The 19,175-nt window shown below is 70.6% G+C and carries 17 protein-coding genes; 3 read left to right on the top strand and 14 right to left on the bottom strand.

The window, feature by feature from the left end; genetic code table 11:
• Positions 1-24 precede the first annotated feature (24 nt).
• Genes OIE47_RS29700 through OIE47_RS29680 form a run of 5 tightly spaced genes read right to left on the bottom strand, consistent with a single transcriptional unit; the run spans position 25 to position 5,357 of the window.
• A complete protein-coding gene (locus tag OIE47_RS29700) occupies positions 25-891 on the bottom strand; it encodes a sugar phosphate isomerase/epimerase family protein (protein WP_326557822.1) in 867 nt (288 codons plus the stop codon).
• Positions 888-2,084, bottom strand: coding sequence for a Gfo/Idh/MocA family protein (locus tag OIE47_RS29695; protein WP_326557821.1), 1,197 nt, complete (start codon positions 2,082-2,084; stop codon positions 888-890). Before OIE47_RS29695 ends, OIE47_RS29700 begins: the two co-directional genes overlap by 4 nt.
• Before the next feature lie 50 nt (positions 2,085-2,134).
• Positions 2,135-3,016 (bottom strand): carbohydrate ABC transporter permease, encoded by an 882-nt coding sequence (locus OIE47_RS29690; RefSeq protein ID WP_326557820.1) that lies wholly within the window; start codon positions 3,014-3,016, stop codon positions 2,135-2,137.
• On the bottom strand, positions 3,013-3,999 hold the full coding sequence (locus tag OIE47_RS29685) for a carbohydrate ABC transporter permease (protein ID WP_326557819.1): 987 nt from the start codon (positions 3,997-3,999) through the stop codon (positions 3,013-3,015). The genes OIE47_RS29690 and OIE47_RS29685 overlap by 4 nt, the downstream gene beginning before the upstream one ends.
• 29 nt (positions 4,000-4,028) lie before the next feature.
• The gene (locus tag OIE47_RS29680; RefSeq protein ID WP_326557818.1) at positions 4,029-5,357 is read right to left on the bottom strand and encodes a sugar ABC transporter substrate-binding protein; all 1,329 of its coding nucleotides are present in this window, start codon (positions 5,355-5,357) and stop codon (positions 4,029-4,031) included.
• Between the two features lie 131 nt (positions 5,358-5,488).
• Here OIE47_RS29680 and OIE47_RS29675 point away from each other — a divergent pair, with 131 nt between their 5' ends.
• Complete coding sequence (locus OIE47_RS29675) at positions 5,489-6,523, top strand: LacI family DNA-binding transcriptional regulator (RefSeq protein WP_326557817.1); 1,035 nt, start codon at positions 5,489-5,491, stop codon at positions 6,521-6,523.
• Between the two features lie 16 nt (positions 6,524-6,539).
• Here OIE47_RS29675 and OIE47_RS29670 read toward each other — a convergent pair whose 3' ends face one another.
• Both OIE47_RS29670 and OIE47_RS29665 read right to left on the bottom strand, forming a co-directional pair.
• Positions 6,540-7,562, bottom strand: a complete 1,023-nt coding sequence (locus OIE47_RS29670) for a DUF4331 family protein (RefSeq protein ID WP_326557816.1) — start codon at positions 7,560-7,562, stop codon at positions 6,540-6,542.
• Positions 7,563-7,877: 315 nt separating this feature from the next.
• A complete protein-coding gene (locus OIE47_RS29665) occupies positions 7,878-9,491 on the bottom strand; it encodes a helix-turn-helix domain-containing protein (RefSeq protein ID WP_326557815.1) in 1,614 nt (537 codons plus the stop codon).
• A gap of 179 nt (positions 9,492-9,670) precedes the next feature.
• Here OIE47_RS29665 and OIE47_RS29660 point away from each other — a divergent pair, with 179 nt between their 5' ends.
• Together OIE47_RS29660 and OIE47_RS29655 are read left to right on the top strand one after the other, a co-directional pair.
• Positions 9,671-9,943 (top strand): hypothetical protein, encoded by a 273-nt coding sequence (locus OIE47_RS29660; RefSeq protein ID WP_326557814.1) that lies wholly within the window; start codon positions 9,671-9,673, stop codon positions 9,941-9,943.
• A 187-nt stretch (positions 9,944-10,130) separates the two neighbouring features.
• Entirely contained in the window at positions 10,131-10,361 is a 231-nt protein-coding gene (locus tag OIE47_RS29655; RefSeq protein WP_326557813.1) for a hypothetical protein, read from the top strand.
• 24 nt (positions 10,362-10,385) lie between these two features.
• Here the strand turns inward: OIE47_RS29655 and OIE47_RS29650 are convergent, their stop codons facing one another.
• The 7 genes from OIE47_RS29650 to OIE47_RS29620 all read right to left on the bottom strand — a co-directional run bounded on the left by OIE47_RS29650 (position 10,386) and on the right by OIE47_RS29620 (position 19,162).
• On the bottom strand, positions 10,386-11,807 hold the full coding sequence (locus OIE47_RS29650; RefSeq protein ID WP_326557812.1) for a hypothetical protein: 1,422 nt from the start codon (positions 11,805-11,807) through the stop codon (positions 10,386-10,388).
• Positions 11,804-12,319, bottom strand: a complete 516-nt coding sequence (locus OIE47_RS29645) for a SigE family RNA polymerase sigma factor (protein WP_326557811.1) — start codon at positions 12,317-12,319, stop codon at positions 11,804-11,806. The genes OIE47_RS29650 and OIE47_RS29645 overlap by 4 nt, the downstream gene beginning before the upstream one ends.
• Positions 12,320-12,454: 135 nt before the next feature.
• On the bottom strand, positions 12,455-13,240 hold the full coding sequence (locus tag OIE47_RS29640) for a hypothetical protein (protein ID WP_326557810.1): 786 nt from the start codon (positions 13,238-13,240) through the stop codon (positions 12,455-12,457).
• Positions 13,241-13,245: 5 nt separating this feature from the next.
• Positions 13,246-14,028 (bottom strand): vWA domain-containing protein, encoded by a 783-nt coding sequence (locus OIE47_RS29635; protein WP_326557809.1) that lies wholly within the window; start codon positions 14,026-14,028, stop codon positions 13,246-13,248.
• A 15-nt stretch (positions 14,029-14,043) separates the two neighbouring features.
• Positions 14,044-15,381: a hypothetical protein gene (locus OIE47_RS29630; RefSeq protein ID WP_326557808.1), complete on the bottom strand. Its 1,338-nt coding sequence runs from the start codon at positions 15,379-15,381 to the stop codon at positions 14,044-14,046.
• 11 nt (positions 15,382-15,392) lie between these two features.
• A complete protein-coding gene (locus tag OIE47_RS29625) occupies positions 15,393-16,613 on the bottom strand; it encodes a hypothetical protein (protein WP_326557807.1) in 1,221 nt (406 codons plus the stop codon).
• Between the two features lie 2 nt (positions 16,614-16,615).
• Positions 16,616-19,162, bottom strand: a complete 2,547-nt coding sequence (locus OIE47_RS29620) for a hypothetical protein (protein WP_326557806.1) — start codon at positions 19,160-19,162, stop codon at positions 16,616-16,618.
• Between the last annotated feature and the right edge of the window lie 13 nt (positions 19,163-19,175).

Here is a 19,175-nt window from a genome sequence, read left to right as displayed (position 1 = left end):
CCGGTCACAAGGTCGAAGACGTCGCTACCGCGCGGGATGGCCGGTACGTGCCCGGTCGGCGACCTCCCGCAGGTACGCCAGGTTGTCACGGGTACGTTCGGCGAGCGGCTGGGCGGTGGAGAAGTCCTCGACCGTCACCCACCCGTCGTACCCGATCGCCGCCAGCGCCTCGAAGTACGCGTCCAGGTCCGCCTGCCCGTCCCGCAGCGGCGCCCAGTCCTCCGCCCACTCGGTCGCCCCGTCCGGCCGCTGACCCACCGGCCGCCAGGCGACGTTCTTGACGTGCACGTGGGCGAGGTACGGACCCAGCATCTCGAACGCCGCCAGGTAGTCCTCGTGCCCCTCGATGACCAGGTTGCCGACGTCGTGGATCACCCCGACCCGGGCCGGGTCCAGCCCCTCGACCAGCCGGATCGCGGCCGACGACGACGCCACGATGGTCCGGTGGTGCAGCTCGACCAGCACGCTGACCCCGTACGCGGCGGCCCGACCGGCGGCCCAGTCCAGATCGCGGCGGGTGGCGTCGAACAGCTCCGGGTACCGGCCGGTGCCGAGCGCCGGCATCGTCACCCGTACCCGGCCGGCGCCGAGAGCGGCGGTGGCGGCCAGCATCCGCTCCACGTCCGCCCGCTCGCCGCAGCGCACGTACCCGCCGAGGCCGGAGTAGTCGAGTCCGGCCGACCGGGTGATCCTGGCTATCTCGGCCAGGTGGTCCTCCAGCCCCTGTAGCGGCCAGGTGGCCCGGTTGCCGGCCCAGAAGCCCGGCTCGGCCGACGGCTCCTGGTCGGTGACCCGCCACTCGATGCCGTCCCAACCCTGTGCCGCCAGGGCGTTCGCCGCCTGGGTCGGTGTCCACTCCGGGGTCGACGCGGTGAAAACGGAGAACCTCATCGCGGCCCCGCCTCCCCGGCCGGGACCGGCACCGTGCCGCCGGTGACGTACGGCAGGTCGTCGAAGGCACCGGCGAGTACGTCGGCGACCGCGACCGGGCGGGCCAGTGCGGCGGACCGGTAGACCGCCTCGACCACGGCGAGCGACAGGAGCCCGTCCTCGACCGTGACACCGGGTGGTCGCCGCTGGTCGATCGCGTCGACGACGTCCTGGTACTGGCGCAGGTGACCGAGCACGAAACCGTCCTCCGATTTGGGTGCGCCGCGCAGGTCACCGACCGGGACCCGTTCGGCTGCCTGGTTGGGTGGCCGTCGGGGCGGACGGTCGTCGGTGTCGCCCGCGACGTGGAAATATTCGAGCTGGTCGTCGTGGATGACCGCGGAACCACGGGTGCCGTGCACCTGGAGCCGCATCCCCAGACCCGGATACGCCGCCGTGGTCGCGTGCAGCACGGCCAGGGCCCCGGACGCGAACCGGACGGTGGCGACCGCCACGTCCTCGACCTCGATCCCGTGGTGGGCCAGCCTGGCGGTCTGCGCGGAAACCTCGACCGGTCGCCCGAGCAGCCAGAGGAGCAGGTCCACGGTGTGCACGCCCTGGTTCATCAGCGCACCACCGCCGTCGTACGCCCAGGTGCCGCGCCAGTCGGCCGAGTCGTAGTAGCCCTGGTCGCGCCACCACGGTACGGACGCCACCGCGGAGGTGATCGGCCCGAGCTGCCCGGCGGCGACGGCATCGGCGACCGCCACGCTGGCCGGGTCGAAGCGGTGCTGGCTCACCACGGAGACGACGAGTCCCCGGGACCGCGCGTCGGTGGCGGCGTCGGCCAGCCTCCTGGCCCGGCGCAGGGTCACGTCCAACGGTTTCTCGATCACCACGTGGGCGCCCGCGGCCACCGCCTGCTCGGCGATCGGGGCGTGCAGACCGCTCGGCGTACAGATCGCGACCAGGCCGATCGGGCGGTCGGCGAGGGCGTCGGCGAGGTTCGGGTAGCGGCCTGGCGGCCCGGTTCCGGTGCGCTCGGCAATGCGCCGGGCCAGTTCGCCGCTGGCCGCCTCGTCCGGGTCGACCAGGGCGGCGACCCGCAGGCGGGGGTGCCGGTCGACGGCCGCCGCGTGGTTGGCGCCGATGATGCCTGCGCCGACGATCGCGACGTCGATCGGGGCGGGTGGGTCGGTGGCGCCGCCGTTCATACGGTCCGTTCTCCGATCGTCCGGTGGGCTCGCGTCGCGCGGGGCCGGGGTCATTTCACCCCGCCCGTGGTGAGGCCGCTGATCAGGTAGCGCTGGAAGAAGAGGTAGAGCACGACCACCGGTACGGCGCAGATCAGCGCCGCCGCCATGAGCTGGCCGTAGACCGGGATCGCACCGCCCTCCTGGGTGGCGCCGAAGATCTGGAGCGACACCGCCGCCGTACGGGTGTCGGGATTGGTCAGTACGGAGGCGAACAGGACGTCGTTCCAGCCGAGCAGGAAGGCGAAGATGCCGGAGACGGCGAGTCCGGGCCAGCTCAGCGGGACGATGATCCGGGTCAGCACCCGCCATGACGAGGCCCCGTCGACCCGTGCCGCCTCGTCCAGCTCGCGGGGCAGGCCGCGCAGGTAGGTGACCATGACCCAGGTCGAGAACGGCAGCCCGAAGGTCAGGTACGTGAGCCACAGCGCCCACCGGGTGCCGATCACCGGGACCCCGAGGACCGTCGCGGCGCTGGCGAACAGCACGAAGACCGGCAGGAGCATGAGCGTGCCGGGAATGGTCTGCAACGCGAGCAGACCCCGCAGGATGGCGATCCGGCCCCGGAACGCGACCCGGACCAGCACGTACGCGCTGACGATCGAGACCAGGGCGCAGACCACCGCGACGGCGCCGGCCACCAGCACGCTGTTGACCAGTCCGGGGCCGAGGTCGGTGGTGGACCAGATCCGCCGGTAGTTGCCGAAGTCCGGGCTGCGCGGCAGGAACTCACCGGCGGCGACGGAGAGGTCCGAGTTGATCGAGGCAAGGAACATGTAGAGCAGCGGCGCCCCGACCAGCAGCAACAGGACCGCGAGGACGAGGGCGCGCAGCGGGCCGGGCAGCAGCCGGGTGATCTCCGCCGACCGGGTGGCCCGGGTACGGGTGGTCATGGCGTACGCCCCTCGTCTCCGGTGTCGAGTCGGACGGCTCGCAGGTAGACCGCGATCGGGATGGCGACCAGCACCAGCGACAGGACCGCCATCGCCGCGCTGAGCCCGAACCGGAAGTTCTGGAAGCTCTCCACGTACGTCAGCACCGGCAGGACCTCGACGTCACGCGGTGCCGGCACCCCGAACAGGACGAACGGGAGGGTGAAGTTGTTGACGTGGTGCAGGAACGAGATGACCAGCGCCAGCGAGACCGGCCCGCGCAGGTAGGGCCCGATGACGTAGCGGAGCTTGGCCCACCAGCCGGCCCCGTCGAGCGCGGCGGCCTCGTGCACGACCGGGTCGACGGTGTGCAGCCCGGAGACCGCCAGCAGGTAGACCAGCGGCCACGCGGTCCAGACCTGCACGATGACCAGGGCCCAGAAGCTGCGTGGACCGTTGAGCCAGAGTCCGGGCGCGAACCCGAGCTGCCCGAGTGCGGCGTTGGCCACCCCGTCGGGTTGCAGGATGATCCGCCACACCGTGCCGACCACGAACGCCGGCAGGACGTACGGGATCAGGAAGATCGACCGGACCAGTGCCCGGCCCCGGAACCGGTCGTGGGTGGCGAGTGCGGCGGCGACACCGAGCGGCAGGGTGAGGACGGTGGCGAGCAGCGCGTAACCGAGGCTGACGCCGATGGCGTGCGGCAGGTGCGAGGCGGACACCGCCTCGACGTAGTTGTCCAGCGCGACGAACGGCGCACCCACCCACTGCCGGATCGAGTACTGGTCGAGGTCGAGCAGGGAGATGTAGCCGGCGGTGAGCAGCGGGACGACGATCACCACGAGGGTCAGCAGCCCACCGGGGATCAGCATCCAGAGCGGACGGTGGCGTTGCCGCGTACGCCGGGCCCGGGTCGGCTGGCGGTGGACCGGGGCGGGCGCGCGGACCGGGCCGGGCGCGGGCGTCGGCTGGTCCGCGCCGGGCGGGGCCGCCGTGGTCACCGGACCTTCGCCGGTCAGGGGTGCCGGTGTCACTTGGCCTTGTCCAGCGCTGCCTGCCCGGTCTTCTGCGCCTCGGCGAGCAGCGACCGCAGCTTGGCCTCGTCGATCCGGCCGGCGGACAGGGTGGGGATCGACTGGACCACCACGTTGACCAGTGCGAGCTGGATCTGGCTCCAGGCGCCGCTGAACGGCGTACCGACCGCCTTGGACGACGACTCGACCAGTGCGGCGAGCGCCGGGTCGCCGCTGAGGGCGCCCGCCGCCTCGGTGTTGGTCGGCAGCTCACCGAACGTCTTGTAGTACGTGCCCTGCATCTCCGGGTCGGTCAGGAGCTTGATCAGCTTGAGGGCGTTGTCCTTGTTCTTGCTGTACTTCGCCACCACCAGGTTGTCCCCGGAGAGGATGCTCGTCGCCGGTCGCCCCGACGCCGCCACCGCCGACGCGCCGGGCGGCACGGTCGGCATGATCGCGTACGCGTACTTCCCGGCGACGGCGGAGGCGTCCAGGGTCACCTTCGAGGTGGCCGACACCATCGGCAGGAACGCCGCCTTGCCGGCCGCGAAGGCGGCGATGGCCTGCGCGTTCTTCCAGCCGACCGAGGCCGGGTCGACCACCTTGTCGGTCGCCAGCCAACCGAGGTAACTGCGGTACGCGGCCAGCGTGGTCGGGTCGTCCAGCCGGAGCGTGCCACCGGTGACCAGGGGGTTGCCCGCCTGCACGTCCATCGCCCAGATGAACTTCCACGGGTCGAACGAGTCGGCGTACGCGACCGCGAGACCGTACCGGCCACCGGTGGAGAGCCGTTTGGCCTGCTCGCGCAGCCCGTCCCAGCTCTCGGCGGGCTTGTCGATGCCGGCTGCGGCCAGCAACTCCTTGTTGTACGCCATGACGAACGGCCGGCTGGCGAACGGTACCCCGACCTCCTTGCCCGGCTCGGGTCCGGAGATGCCGAGGGTGGCCGGGAGGAACTTGTCCCGTCCACCGATCTTCGCCCAGTCGTCGTCGGTGAACTCGACGAACGCGCCGGTCGCGTACGCGGTCGGGGTGAAGGTGGTGCCGAGGGAGTAGATGTCCGGTCCCTGGCCGGACAGGACCGAGGTCTGGATCTTCGTCAGCTCGTCGTTCGGGGAGGCGAACGTCTCGAACCGTACGGTCACCCCGGTCTCCGCCGCGAACTTCGCGGAGACGTCGGAGAACCACTTCCGCTGCTGCTCGGGGTAGATCGAGTTCGCCTGGACCAGGACGTCCAGGCTGGATCCGGCCCCGCCCGAACCGCCCTCGTCGGCGCCGCAGGCGGTCAGGCCGAGCCCGACCACGATCAGACCGGTCAGCCCGGCCAGAGTTCGTCGCGCTTTCATCTACCTCAGCTCCTCGGCGGGAGGCAGCGCACCGGCGCACCTCGGTGGCGGAATTCACGGGACCGTAACAATCGACCGTGATCGACGGCAATCGTTTGCCATGGTTTTGCCAACCGTGGTTGCCTGGCGAGATGGGAAGCAGCGAGGGCGGTCGCCGCACCCGCCCGGTCACCATCACCGACATCGCCAGGGTCACCGGGGTCGTACCGTCGACCGTGTCCCGGGCACTGAACAAACCCGGCCGGGTCAACGCCGCCACCCGCGACCGGATCCAGGCTGCCGCCCGCGAGCTGAACTACGTACCCAATTCGCAGGCGCGGGCCCTGATCTCCGGACGGACCGGGACCATCGCGGTCCTGATCTCAGACGTGACGAACCCGTTCTACTTCGGACTGATCCGGGGCACCCAGCAGCGGTTGAAGGCCGCCGGCTACGCCCAACTGCTGATCGACACCGAGGACTCCGGCGAGCACGAGGCGGAGATGCTGCACAAGATGCGCCGCTCGCTCGACGGCGCCATCCTCGCCGCTTCCCGGCTCCCCGAGGGCGCCCTGACCACGCTGGCCGGGGAGATCCCGCTGGTAACGGTCAACCGCAACGTCCGGGGCGTGCAGAGCGTGGTGATCGACACCCCGACCGGGATCGGCCTGGCCGTCGAACACCTGGTCAACCTGGGACACCGCGACATCGTCTACGTCGCCGGCCCGGACACCGCCTGGTCGAACCGGGCCCGGTGGCGGTCGATGTGCGCGGCCGGTGAACGGTACGGGCAACGGTTCCGCCAGGTGGGGCCGTTCCCGCGCGGGCGCAGCTCCGGATCGGCAGCCGCCGACGCGGTGCTCGCCGCCGGGGCGACCGCCTGCGTCTGCTTCAACGACCTGTTCGCCATCGGCATGCTGCCCCGGCTCCGGGAGCGGGGTGTACGGGTCCCCGGCGACCTCAGCGTGGTCGGCTGCGACGACATCTTCGGCGCCGACTTCTGCCACCCGCCGCTGACCACCCTGACCGGGCCGATCGAGCAGGCAGGTGAGGTGGCGGTCGCGATGCTGCTGGCCCGACTGGACGAACCGACCGCCGAACCGGACCGGCGGACCGTCATCCTGCCGGCAACCCTGACCGTACGCGAGTCGACCGGACCGGCACCTGACCGTCCGGTCGGTGTCTGACCGGGTCCGGCGACCCTCAGCGCGCGACAGGGACCACGTAGGGGAAGACGTCGGTGCGGGCGTCCTTGGTGGTGTCCGGGGTGAGGCCGGAGTTGATTGCCGTGTTGACCACCAGCGACATCATCACCTCGGGGGCGTTGTCGGCCAGCGTCCGACCATTGATCTTCGCAAAGCCGAAGTTCGCCGGAGTGCCCACCTCGTAGGACAGCACATCCGGATAGACCCGGCGCGCCACGCTCCAGCCGTACGCCTCCGGGTCCTGGGAGGTACCTGTGGCGGCGACGGCACCGGCGACCGCGCCGGCGATCGCGGCGCCGTCCTGCGCCAGGTCTTCGCACGGGTGACGGGTGTTGGCCGGGTTGGAGAAGTCGGTGTCGGTGGGCCAGAAGATCGGCCACATCATCGGGTGGCCCGCGCGGTTGATCTGACGCCAGCCGCCGGCGTCGGTGGCGAGCTTGGACGCGGCCCACACACCGATGGTCGCGCCGTCGGAGAAGAACTCGTCGTCGACCAACTCCAGCACGATCGAGTCGACGGTGGTGCCGGCGAAGGTGTTCTTCGCCTGCTCCGGTTTCCAGGCCGACCGGTCCAGCTTCGTGCCCTTCGCCACCGCACCGTTGACGGTGGCGAGCAGGTCCAGGTCGACGTAGAAGGGGTCGGTGATCCTCCCGGCCCACGCCCGCAGGCCCTGCCCGGTCACCTCTTCACCGGTACGGCCCTGAGCAAGCACCGCACCCATCGCCCCGTCCTCACGGGAATCCGCACCGGTGAGCACGGACACGGTGAGGTCCTGCCCCTGACCGTCGAACTCGCCGAAGGCGACCCGGTAGGTCAACTCCTCCATCACCGAGCCGTTGATGTGGATCTTGAACTCGTACCGGCCCTCGTGGTGGAAGCCCGGCTGGAGGTCCACGTTCGTGACCGAGCTGTTCACGTCCAGCACCAGCACGGTGCCACGTTCGCCGGGAAAGACGAACAGGTCGTCAAGGTAGAGCTGGCCCGTCTGGGCGGCGTGCGGGGTGTCAAGGTGATGCGACATCGTGGCTCCCGAAGTGCTGCCGAGATAAGACAATCCCGAAGCTATCCCAACGACTATCACCAAACGGACGATTCGGGTATTTCCCCAACTATCGCCTACATCAAACGCGAGTTGATGGGGCACCCATGAACTCGGCGTCACTCGGCGGATCACGGCGAGTCGCAGACGACATGCTGACCGCACGATCGGCCGACCTGCGAAGTCTGCCTCAACTGCCGTGGTTGCGGATCGTGCCCCGGTGGCCCGCCCTGGCCACGATGCCGGCGGAGGCACGACACACGGCACGCGTATGGGCGATGAACCTACGTGGCTTGATCATCGGAGTCGCTCCCAGGGGCCGGGGATGGGGCTGGCATGCCGGTGCAGCTCGTGCAGATCATCACCCCGATACGAGGCCGGTACCGCTTGGCACACGTCTCGGACGGCAACCGAGATCACCCGTACATCGTGCCGCAATCCATCGACCGCCTGCAATGCGTACGCCAACCCGCCGGCTATGTCGCCGTCCGCGACCATCGCCCGCGCTCGGTACACCCGGCTTTCGAGCAGCCAGGTGGGAAGCCCCGCAAGAGCCGACTCCGCCCGCTCGTACGCGGCCTCCGCCGAGTCCGGGGTGCCGACACGGGCCTCCAGGAATGCGGACAGGAACACGGTCCGCTCCACCGGCCCCGGCCCGGCCGACGGCGCGGGTAGTTGCTCGGCCACATCAGCCATGGCCTCGACCGCAGCCCGGCCACGCCGCGCATCTCCGGTCAGGGCGTACGCCCCGACCTGCGCCGCGTGCGCCTCCAGCGCACCGAGCGTGGGCCGGTCGGTGACGGCCAACGCGGTGGTGGCCACGTTCAGCGCGTGGTCGACGGTCCAGTCCTCGTAGACCCCACGTGACGCGGCCCGACCGCGCACCCAGGCCATCATGTCGGTGTCCCCGGATCTGTCCGCGAGGGTCGCGCTGGTCCGGTACCAGTGGCCGGCACCGCCGAGCTGGTCATGGTTGCCCAACCAGAGGCCGTAGATGATTCCGAGGCCGGCGGCGGACCGGAACAGCCCTCGTGCCGGGTTGGCCCGCATCTGCTGCTTGATCACCATGAGGTTCGTCAGCAGCGAGGCGCCGAGCAGCGGGGACGGATCAGTCACCAGCAACCGGGTGTTGGTCGCGAGCACCTCGTCCCAGTCCTCCTCCGTGCCCGCCGCATCCAACAGCCCGTGCCGCACCATGTCCCCGAGCGCGTGCGGCCCGCCGATCGCGCCGAGACTCGCAGCCGCGCCAACGGTCGCGAGTAGGGCTCTCCGTCGCATGTCGTCTCCACCTCCCCGCTCCAGTGCGGCCAGCTCCATCAGTACCCCACCGGCCCGGAGGGTCGTGTCGAGTACGGCGGCGATATCCGCCGTGGGCACTCGCTCGCCGGTCTCCAGGTGCCCGAGGTGAGATTTGGAGACGACCGATCGGGCCGCGAGTGCAGCCGGGGAGAGACCTGCGGTCTCCCTCATGGTCTTCAATACGGTACCGAAACCGTCCAAGCCTCCCGCCCTCTCAAGTCGAGGCCCCGGTGTTTGGAGACGAGTGGAGACGCGGACCTGCTGCCGTGTGCTCAGAGTATCGGCAAGGCTACGGGAGAGGGGCAGCCCGGCCGCCTGATGAGCGGGTGTGGCGCCCCTGTTGGCGGTGGCGCCGCACCTGCCCCGTCGGTAGTGGACCGGAGGTATGCGATGCGATGGAAGTGGTTTGCCGGCGACAATCCGGACCCGATCGGGCCATTTCGCGATCGGCCGCCCCGTAGGCCCGCCGCCGACGCACCAACCATGTCTTCCGGTGTGGCCGGCACGCAGACGACCAGCGCGCAGGAGAGGCGAGCGCGACTCAACTCCCGCCAGGCCGCGTGGTGGCGGACCCGATGAGTCCCTCCCAGGAGCCGCATCCGCTGACGACACTGTCCCGGTCGCTGTGGCCGGCGCTGCTGGGCATCGCGCGGGCGACCGTCGAGACACGAACGCGGCGAGGAGTGCAAACTGTGACCGTCGTATCGAGCAGGAAGGTGCTCCCGGCTGGCGGGAGCCCGCCGGCTGGTAGCCGACCCGCAGATGCTCGCGGCCGAGCGGGAGGCCCAGGCATGAAGGTGATCCTGCCCAGCGTGCCGCCGGGCACGCTGCTACACCTCCGGGCGGGCGAGTGGTACACCGGCGGTGCCCCGGCCATGGAGGAGACCGAGATCCAGGTGGTCGCCATCGACAGGACCGACCCACGTACGCGCGACGGCGAGCCGGAAGTGTGGGTGTCCGCCCACTGGTCCACCTGCATGCACCCGATGCGGCAGGGGCATCTGCGGTGCTTCGGGAACTACATCCGCGTCACTGCGATCGTCCGGGAGGTGGCGGCGAGATGAGCCGGATGGATGAGCCATTGACGCGGGCAGCGATCTGGATGTCGGCTGACATGACGCGACGGCAGCACCAGCCGGGTGGCAACAGTTGGCAGCCCGGAACGTGCCGACAGTGCACCCCGGATGGGTGCCCCCAGTTGGCCTGGGCGGTGTCGGTGCTGGATGAGCCGGCGGCACAGGAATCGGCCCCATGACCGCCGAGCCCGGTGACGGGATGTCGCGACTGACGAAGATGACCTGCAACCTGACCCCCGCTGCCCTGGACGCACGCGATGCGCTGACCTCCGGGTGGCGAGTCACCCAGACCGATGCCGTGAACCGGGCGTTGCGGATCGCCGCCGTGCTGCACACGATCGCCCCGGAAGACCAGCTCCGGGTGGTACGGAGCGACGGGTCGATCGTGGACATCTACCTCGTATGAGTGTGGTGGCCACCGACGCCGGGCTCACCAGGCCGAGACGATCGGCTCGCCGAAGAGCTGTTGGCCGGCGGCGTGCTCCGGCGTCACGGTCGCCACCACCTGCTTCCCCGTCGCGTCCAGCACGCGCAGGGTCACCTCGTCGCGTGTGAGCAGGATGAGGATGGCGGCACCTCGCTCCATCCGGGCGGATCCGACCACCGCGCCGGTGGCGTCGACCGCCTCGACGGTGGCAGCCGACGCAGGTCCCACCACCAGCATCCGATCCGACGCGACCGCGCGCCCGCCGGCACGCGCCGGTACCCGGACCGCGATCACGCCTGAGTCGTCCGCGGTCCCCGGTGCGACCAGCGACCATCCGGCGCGGTTCGCCGCCCCGGTCGCTGAGTCGTCCGGAGTGGCTTGGTTGTTGTCGACCAGGGCCACCAGGGCCTTCGACTCGGCGCCGACCTGGAGCACCACCGCGCCGGGGCCGGTCGCCGGCCCGAGCAGTGCCGCCGGCACCGCGTGCGCCCCGTCGGTGACGGTGCCCGCCCAGCGAACGACCGGCCTGGTGGCCGCCAGACCGGCCGGTCCCACCAGTTCCTGGTACGACGCCAGCGCCGCCTGCCCGGTCGGCCGGTCAAGGAGGGTCGTCCAGTCGGAAGCCGCCTCCGGATCGGACGGCGCAGCAAGATCGTCGATCTCGTCGATTCCGGGCTCCACCGGTCCCTCCTGACGCACGACGCCGTCGCAGGTCGTCCGCCATCGAGCAGCCGGCATCTCCTCACTCACCGCGTAGTCCCCGGTCGGGGCGGGCTGCCAGACCCGCCGGACCGCACCGTCCGGGCCGATCGTCGCGTGCTCCGAAGTTGCCACCGTGCAACCGGCGGGAGCCAGCCCGAGTTGCCAGAACGACACCCGTACCTCCTCGTCGCCGAGCAGACCGTGAGCGTTGACGAAGGGGTCCAGCCGGGCGTTGCGGAGTCCGTCGCTCCGGGCGAGATCGCCGGCCGATGCGCCACGGTCCTCGCGGAGGACGGACAAACTCGCGGCCGAGTCGGAGTAGTCGGCGACCAGGGCGACGCGCGACCGGGCGAAATCGTGGACGAAGAGGACCTTCACCCCGGGCAGTGGGGACTCGTCGGCGAGCGCCCGGGTCAGGTCGGACACCAACTCGGTGTCGCCCGCGAGGTTGCCCCGCGTCGGGGAGTCGATCAGTCGCCAGGTCCACTCCGACTCGACCGGGTACCCCTCGGAAGGAGGCGCACCCTGCCAGCCGCCGACGCCGACGATGGCCGGTCCGGACAGCGCCAGGGCAAGAAGGGCGGCACCGGCCGCGCCGAATCCGGCGAACCTGTTCCGCCGACGGCTGCGCGCCCGGCGCAGCACTTCGCCGTACGGGTCTTCGCTCGGCAGCACCGGATCGGTGAGCCGCCGGAACCCGGCCCGCAACTCGTCCACGCTCATGCGATCCCTCCCACGGTCACTTTCGACGGCACCTGCGAATCGCCGGACTCTCCGAGCACGTCACGGAGACGGGCCAGCCCCCGGGACGCCTGACTCTTCACGGTGCCCACGGAACAGCCGAGAAGCTGCGCCGTTTCCATCTCGGACAGCTCTTCCCAGTACCGCAGGACCAGCACCGCCCGCATCCGGGCCGGCAGCCGGCGCAACGCGGTCAACAGTTGGTCCCGCTCGGCGAGGCGATCGGTGCCGTCGGGCTGTTCGCGCTGCGGCACGATCGCGGTCAGCAGCTCACGCGAGCCGAGCCGCCGCCACAGGCTCGTTCGCTCGTTGACCATGACCCGCCGGACGTACGCCATCGGTTCGTCGACCTGCCGCCAGCGGCGCATCGTGACGACCAGGGCGTTCTGGAGCAGGTCCTGTGCCGCGTCCCGTGATCCGGTCAGCAGGTAGGCGGTACGGAGAAGGTCGCCGTAACGAACCTCGACGAACTCCCGGAATCCGTCATCACTCACCTTGTCCGGTCCCTCCTGCACGTTGACGTCAACGGATGAGAGGTCACCGAGGGGTCGAAGGTTGAGTGTCAGCGAGGGAAAGTTCACCGGCGGGGCGGGGGCGGCGACCGATTGCCGTCGGCCACCGCCCCCGCTCTACTCCGCGAGCACGGCGATCCGGAGCAGGGTGACGTCGTCGACCTCCAGGCTGCCGTGGGTACGCAGGGCGCGTACCAGAGTCTCGAAGGACTGCCGGTCGACCGCCCGCAGCGCCTCCCACACCGCCCCGTCGGACCTCGCGGAGTGCCACAGCAGGCACTGGCTGAGCCGGTCACTGGCCAGGATCAGCATGTCCCCCGGACGGAGCTGACCCGACGAGAGCTGGATGCCCTCGACGCCCGCCGGCATCTTCTCCGGCCGACTGTAGACGAGCGCCGGATTCTGGGCGAAGGCCTCCGGACTGGACAACGGGAACGACATCAGCAGCGTCGACTCCCTGACGTGCATCAGGCAGCAGTCCCCGACCGCGAAAGCCCGGAAGATCCCGGTACGCGGACCGGTCGCCTTGACGTACGCGCCGACGAACGCCGCGGCGGTGTCCTGTCGCAGCGGTGCCGCCTCCTGCCACCACTGCTGCTCGACCTGCTCACGGGTCGGAGCGTCCCGCGTGTCCGACCAGCGCTCACCCTCCTCGTCTATGAGGTCCTGCAACGCGACCGAGGAATCCAGCCGTCGGGTCACGAACCCCGTGACCAGCCGCTTCGCCCACTCCTTGACGTGGAATCCGCTGCTGGCGCCGTCGGCCACCGCGAACCAGCCGCGCCCGCGCCCCAGATAGTGGCCGGCACCGTCCTCCCACTCGGTGGGATGGTCCTCGTCCTTGGGGAACGAGTAGGCGTGTGCGACGAACCTCAAGCCGTCCGTCCGACCGACCGTGGTCATCGGTCTCAGGTCCTGGTGCCGACGTCGATCGCCTGGATCATCGCTTCCAGGTCGGCGTTGTAGACGAACCCTCGGGCGTTGTCCTGTACGTCGGCGCCGAGTTCGGCCGCGTACTGGCGCATCAGCGGCGGTAGCGGGGAGGACATCTGGAACAGGGCCTTGGCCCGCTCGTCGGTGAGGGCACGGTCGGTCGACGGGTAGGCCACCGTGGTCGCCTCGCTGGACGAGAGCGCGATGTTGAACAACAGGGTCGAGCCGTGGTTGGTGCCGCCGGAGGTGATCCGGCGCGACACCGGGACCGGGTCGCCGTCGGTCGCGTACCCGTCGGTGATGTTCACGATGATCGGCGGGCCGGACTCCGGATGGCTGTTCGTCCACCCCTCCACGATCTTGCCCGCGAGGTCGAGGGCCGCGCACATGTGGGTCACCCCCGAGGCCACCGGGTCGAACCAGATCGGCTGGACGTGACCGTCCGCGTCGCGGTCGACCCGGATCTTTCCGGCGGCGACCTCGGCGACGGAAGCCAGCAGGCGGCCGGCCAGTGCACCGGAGAAGAGCGGGCGTGCGCCGGTGCCGTACCCGATCAGACCGATGTCGAAGTAGTGCCGGGGCGGCTCGTTGCGGGACTTGACGCTGCGCATGACGATCGACTGGAGAAGCTCGTTGACGATGTCCGCCAACGCCTGGGCCTTGGTCTTCTTCTCGGCGCCCAACATCGGCTGGCTCATCGACGCCGACTGGTCGAGCAGGAACACGAAGCAACCGGGGGTCTTGCGATTCACCTGCATTTCCGTACCTCCTTTTCAGTGACTGGGCTTGCTGCCGCCGTACGTCCCGGCGCCGCCCAGCACCACGCCGGGCCAGACCCCCGATGCGACCCTGCCCGCCTCGCCGCACCGGTCGCATCGGTATTCGCTCTCTTGGCGGAACAGACCGAAGTTGAAGCACCTGGGGCACTGGGCGGCTGATTCCGGCCCTCGTTGCCGGTCGATCCAGGGGGTGAAGTCGAACCCGGCAGCCGTGCCGGTAGCCGGAGCCGCGACCGGAGCCGGAGCATTGGCCGGAGCCGGAGCCGGAGCCGGAGCCGGCCGTCGTGGCTGCTCCGGCTCGTCGTACCCCGCGTGCGTGCGCCGGTTTCCCGGTTGGCTCGCGACGGCCGGTGGTTTTCCCTGACTCGCGACGGCCGGTGGTATTCCGGCCGACGACCGCATGTCACTCCCGGGCACCGCACCGGTCGCGGGCATCGGCGGAGCAGCGGGCGGCATGGTGGTGGGCGGGGTGGTGTCCTCGCGCGGGGGTGTCCGGACGGGACCAGACGGCCCACCCGGGTTGGGGTGCGCCGCCGGGGACGGCCCGCCGGTGGACGGTTCCCGGCCCCGAACGGACCGGTCCGGCCATACCCGGGTCAACCGCGCCAGAGCCGCGTCGACCTGGCCCACCGCCGGGAACCGTCCGACCACCAGGCAGAGGGCGGCCAGGATGAGCAGGAACACCACCAGGACCCACCGCCACGCCGCCCCGGTGGGGGCAGGGTCGGGCGGGCCGGCCCACACCTGCCCGGTCGAGTCGAGCACCACCACGGTCGACGACAGTGCGTCCACGACCGGCTGTGCGCCGGCGGTGGTGAAGACCGTGACGGCGGCCGGACCGGTTTCCGCTGCCGGCCCGCCCACCGCCCACGACCGGAACAACTGCTGACCTTCCGGGACCTGGTAGGGGTTGGTGAGCCGGACCGAGATGGGCGCGGCCGGGTTGACCAGTTTCCCCTTGTCGAAGCGCCGCGGATTGTCGGCCGCCAGCGTCCTGGGGTCGATCCCCCACCTCTTCGCCAGGCCGTCGAGGGTGTCGTCCTTGTGCACCGGGACGGCGACCGCGGCTCGACCGGCCGGTTCCAGGTGGACCACGATGACCAGGGTGTCCGCGCCCAGTCGCGCGGCCTCCTGTCGCCGCTCTGCCACCTGGTCCGCAACGGGCCAGCCCGCTTCCACGACCATGACCGTCGGTCGTTCGGCCGGCCGGGTGCCCAGTGCCGACACCGCGAGCACAAGCGCGACCGCGAGCAGCACGGCCCCGACGGCGTACGGCAGCGGAACCGACAGAGTCTGCCGGGGGCGCTGCTTCGAGAGCTCTGCGTCGCTCATCCTCATCCCCATCAACCGATCAGAGATCCGATAACCGTGATCACACCGACCACCAGTGCCAGCAGAAACAGCGGCCCGACCCAGCCACGCTTGCGGCGTACCCGTGCGGTCGAACCGGGTCGGCCTGGCGTCGTCCTCGGTGTCGGGGGTCGAACCGGCCCGGTCTTCGGCGGCTTGACCTTCGGTGGTTTGACCTTCGGGACCTTGACCTTCGGCGGCTTGAGTACCACCGGCTCCGCCCATGGCGACGTCCGGTCGACGGGAACCGGCTCGGGCTCGGCCGGTACCGGTTGGGCGACAACCAGGGGGACCGAAGCGGTGCTCCGCGCCGGCCGGGTCACCGGGTACGGCGACGTCGCGCCGGCCAACCCGGCGGCGCAGAGTTCGGCCAACTGTGCCGTCAGGTCGCGTACGCGTGGATCGCTGTTGGAGGCGAGCCGGAACCAGATCGGCGACGCCATGCTCCGGGTGAAGTCCTCCTCGGTGAAGATCAGGTTTTCGTCGAGGTGGTACTCGTCCCACAGACCCGGATCCCGGGCGAGTGCCCTGATCGAGATGAGGACCACCAGGGCGGAGAACCGGTCCACGTCGGAGCCCCAGTAACCGTCGGCGATCCGCTTCGGGTGCTGGAAGTTGGGGTGGCCGACCTCCCGGGGTGGCAGGTCGGCCAGGGGCGGGGCCCACACCGCGTCGAGGTCGATCAGGCGCAGCCGGTCGTCCGGAGCGATCCAGATGTTGTCCTGCTGGAGGTCGCCGTGGGCCAGCCCACTGGTGGTGAGGTCGGTGGTCAGCCCGGACCACTGGTCCGCCAGCTTGTCCAGCTTCTCCTCGTCGCCACGGACCGCGGCGAGGTGCTGCCGGATGGACCGGCCGCCGACGTCCTCCATCAACAGCACGGGGGTGTGCCGGCCACCGGCGTAGAGTCCGCCGTCCCACCACTCGAAGTCGGCGAAGTACGGGCACCCGACCTCCGCCGTGTACCGGGCCAGCCGCAGGTAACGCTCCCGCAGAAACTCGTCCGGCGGCCGTTTGAAGCAGCGCAGCACGGTCGGTGTGCCGTCGAGGTCACCGTAGAAGACATACGCCGACTGCCCCTGGACCGGCATGATCGTGTCGTCCGCCTCGCGCAGCGGCACGAACCTGCCGGGCTTCTCTCCCAGCAGCGAGCCGGCCGGGCGTTGCATGGCCGTCAGGTAGTCCCGCAGGGACGGCCAGGAGGTGTCGTCGGACATCGCTAGCCGGCCGCACTGCTCACGAGCGCCTGGTCGAGCGCGGTCACCGAGTCGACCAGGCCCCGGCCACCGTCGTCGAGCGCCACGATCCGGTCCGCCATCAACGCCACCGTCCCGTCGAACACGCCGGGCCAGATCTTGGTCCGGTACGGCTTGCAGATCCGCTGGTACTCGAACTCGCCGTCGGGTGTGCGACCGGCACCGTCGGCGAACACCCAGAGGGTCGCGGCCAGCACCTGGGCGATCGACAGCGACTCGCGTCGCAGGTCCTTCACGAGCTCCGCGACCGTCTCCTCGATCACCTCGCGCAACATCGACTCCAGGTTGTGCACCTCCTGCGCCGGCCGACCGGACCACGGGCCGGGGGCGTAGGAGCCGTTGCCGGCCGGGGCCGACCGCTCCGCCGCCGGTGGCGGTTGCGCGGACTCTCGCGGCGGCTGTTCCCGTACGCCCCCGGCGGGCTTGTCGTAGCTCAGCCACCACTCGTCGTCGTTGTCGGGCGCGCGCTCCTCTCGCGACGACGCGCGTTCGGCCCGGGTCGATCGACCGCCGGATCGGTCGGCTCGGCCGTCGGAGCGCGGCACCGGTTCCGGGTCCTCGGGGCCGGTCCCGACCAGGCGCCCCTTCCACCTGCCCAGGTCGACCTTGATGATGATCGGGGTCGCCACCCGCAGGAAGAGGCTCCCGTAGTCGCGTTGCAGGCTCGCCAGGCGCTCGGCGGCCTGCTTGAACGCCGGCACCTTCAGGTGGTCGATCGAGGCGAGCAGTCGGGGCAGCGCGTCGCTGCCCTCGGGCACCAGCTCGCTGCTCAGTTGCGTACGCAGGACCACGGCAACGTCCGCCCAGAGCTTCTCGACGGCGGCGTGCAGGGAGGCGTCGACGAACTGGAACTGCCGGGTGATCTCCTGCCGGGCACGGTTGAACTGCCGCTCGTACTCGCGAAACGGTTCGACCGTCAGGCCGGCGATGGCCCTGCTCTCCCACTCGGTGTGCTGCCCCCGGCCGAATCCCTCCTCGGTCCACCTGCGTACCTGCTCCTCGGCGGTGCCGATGGCCAGCTCGATCTGCTCGATCGGGGTCTCCTGGCGGACGGCGTCGGCGTACGCGCCCTGCAACTCGAACAACGCCTGGCCGAGGGTGTTTCGCAGCTCGTAGGAGAGGGCGCGGACCTGGTCGTCCTCGTCCGGCAGGGTCTGCCGCCACCGCTTGACCTGGTGGTCGAGCCGGCCGACGACGGTACGGGTCTCACCGATGATCTCGTCCAACCGGCGGCGCATGGCGGCGATGACCATCGCGTCCATGCCGGCGAGCCGGTCGGCGAGGTGACCGAGCACCGGGAGCAGCACCCGGTCCTGGACGCTCGCCTCGTCGGCGGCGTTGCACTCCAACGTCGTGATGCCCTGGCGCCGGGTCACCTTCTCCACCTCGGCGAAGGCGTTGCGGAAGGACGACTCGGCCAGGGCCTTGTCCCGGTTCACGACCATGACCAGGAAGTCGGCGAGCCGGACGTCGTGGCCGGCGTCCTGGCCGAGTTGCAGGATCTGGAAGTCGTCGTTGCCGTGGTGCACGTTGTCCGAGTTCGGCTTCTTGACGCACATCAGCAGGTCGACGTCGTTGTTCAGGTCGCTGAGGAAGTGCCGGTCGATGTCGAGGCCCGCCTCGTTCGCGCCGGGCAGGTCCACCAGTGCCACCCGGGCCCGGTCGACCTGGCGGAACGGGCAGTAGATGTGCACGTCGCGCACCGCGTGGTAGAGGCGCTTGTCCCCCCGCCCGCCTTCCGGATAGGCGACGAAGGGCCGCAGCTCCGCCAGGGGTACGGTCATCGTCCGGCGCTCGCCGAGCAGCATGCCCCGGTAGTCACCGAAGCTCCGCTGCGCCTCGTTGATCTTGTCGAGGAACGGTTGCGCGCGTACCTTGCCCTCGGCGTCCGTCTGCCGGTCCGGGCCCGCGTCGGTGTTGACCGCCTCCGGGTACGACCGGGCGACGAACTCCTCCGGCGTACCGGGCACCGGGCCCAGCTTCGCCCCCTCGTGCAACGGCCGCAGGTACTCGTCCCGGAACGCCTCCCAGGTACGCAACGAGATGACCGCCTCCTGCCGGTCCGTCGAGTGGTGGATCCGGGTACGCGCGGCGGTCGTCGGGAAGTCCGTACTGGACGGGATGACGTTGCGCCCCTGCCCGGTGATCCCCCGCAGGATGGTGCTCTTGCCCGCCCGCGTACGTCCGAGCACGCCGATGTTGACCGTCTCCCGGTGCACCCGCGCGTGCACCACGCCCAGTTGCCCACCGAACTCGACCGCCGACGGCACCAGGACCTCCAGCGAACCCGGCCCGAACAGCAGGGCGCCCAGGTCCCCGGCCAGGTCCGCGTACTCCGGGCGCCCCGGATGGCGGTGCACCTCGCCCAGTACCTCGTTGGCCAGCAGTTGCAGCGACGTGAGCCGGCCGACCATCACCTCGTACGCGGAGCGGATCCGCTCGATGCCCGGACGGTGCCGGGCCCGACTCTCGATGGTTGCGATGATCTTTGCCTCGACGTTGGACGCCATCGCTGAACCGCCT

This window comes from Micromonospora sp. NBC_01796 (assembly GCF_035917455.1).
Lineage (GTDB): Bacteria > Actinomycetota > Actinomycetes > Mycobacteriales > Micromonosporaceae > Micromonospora_G.
This window is presented reverse-complemented; position numbering and strand designations above follow the sequence as displayed.

Excerpts from the sequence above, each read along its gene's own strand:
- OIE47_RS29690 (WP_326557820.1), bottom strand. The coding sequence starts at position 3,016 with ATGACCACCCGTACCCGGGCCACCCGGTCGGCGGAGATCACCCGGCTG.
- OIE47_RS29650 (WP_326557812.1), bottom strand. The coding sequence starts at position 11,807 with ATGAGCGTGGACGAGTTGCGGGCCGGGTTCCGGCGGCTCACCGATCCG.
- OIE47_RS29695 (WP_326557821.1), bottom strand. The coding sequence starts at position 2,084 with ATGAACGGCGGCGCCACCGACCCACCCGCCCCGATCGACGTCGCGATC.
- OIE47_RS29680 (WP_326557818.1), bottom strand. The coding sequence starts at position 5,357 with ATGAAAGCGCGACGAACTCTGGCCGGGCTGACCGGTCTGATCGTGGTC.
- OIE47_RS29660 (WP_326557814.1), top strand. The coding sequence starts at position 9,671 with ATGAAGGTGATCCTGCCCAGCGTGCCGCCGGGCACGCTGCTACACCTC.
- OIE47_RS29655 (WP_326557813.1), top strand. The coding sequence starts at position 10,131 with ATGACCGCCGAGCCCGGTGACGGGATGTCGCGACTGACGAAGATGACC.
- OIE47_RS29675 (WP_326557817.1), top strand. The coding sequence starts at position 5,489 with ATGGGAAGCAGCGAGGGCGGTCGCCGCACCCGCCCGGTCACCATCACC.
- OIE47_RS29620 (WP_326557806.1), bottom strand. The coding sequence starts at position 19,162 with ATGGCGTCCAACGTCGAGGCAAAGATCATCGCAACCATCGAGAGTCGG.
- OIE47_RS29625 (WP_326557807.1), bottom strand. The coding sequence starts at position 16,613 with ATGTCCGACGACACCTCCTGGCCGTCCCTGCGGGACTACCTGACGGCC.
- OIE47_RS29700 (WP_326557822.1), bottom strand. The coding sequence starts at position 891 with ATGAGGTTCTCCGTTTTCACCGCGTCGACCCCGGAGTGGACACCGACC.
- OIE47_RS29640 (WP_326557810.1), bottom strand. The coding sequence starts at position 13,240 with ATGACCACGGTCGGTCGGACGGACGGCTTGAGGTTCGTCGCACACGCC.
- OIE47_RS29635 (WP_326557809.1), bottom strand. The coding sequence starts at position 14,028 with ATGCAGGTGAATCGCAAGACCCCCGGTTGCTTCGTGTTCCTGCTCGAC.
- OIE47_RS29670 (WP_326557816.1), bottom strand. The coding sequence starts at position 7,562 with ATGTCGCATCACCTTGACACCCCGCACGCCGCCCAGACGGGCCAGCTC.
- OIE47_RS29630 (WP_326557808.1), bottom strand. The coding sequence starts at position 15,381 with ATGAGCGACGCAGAGCTCTCGAAGCAGCGCCCCCGGCAGACTCTGTCG.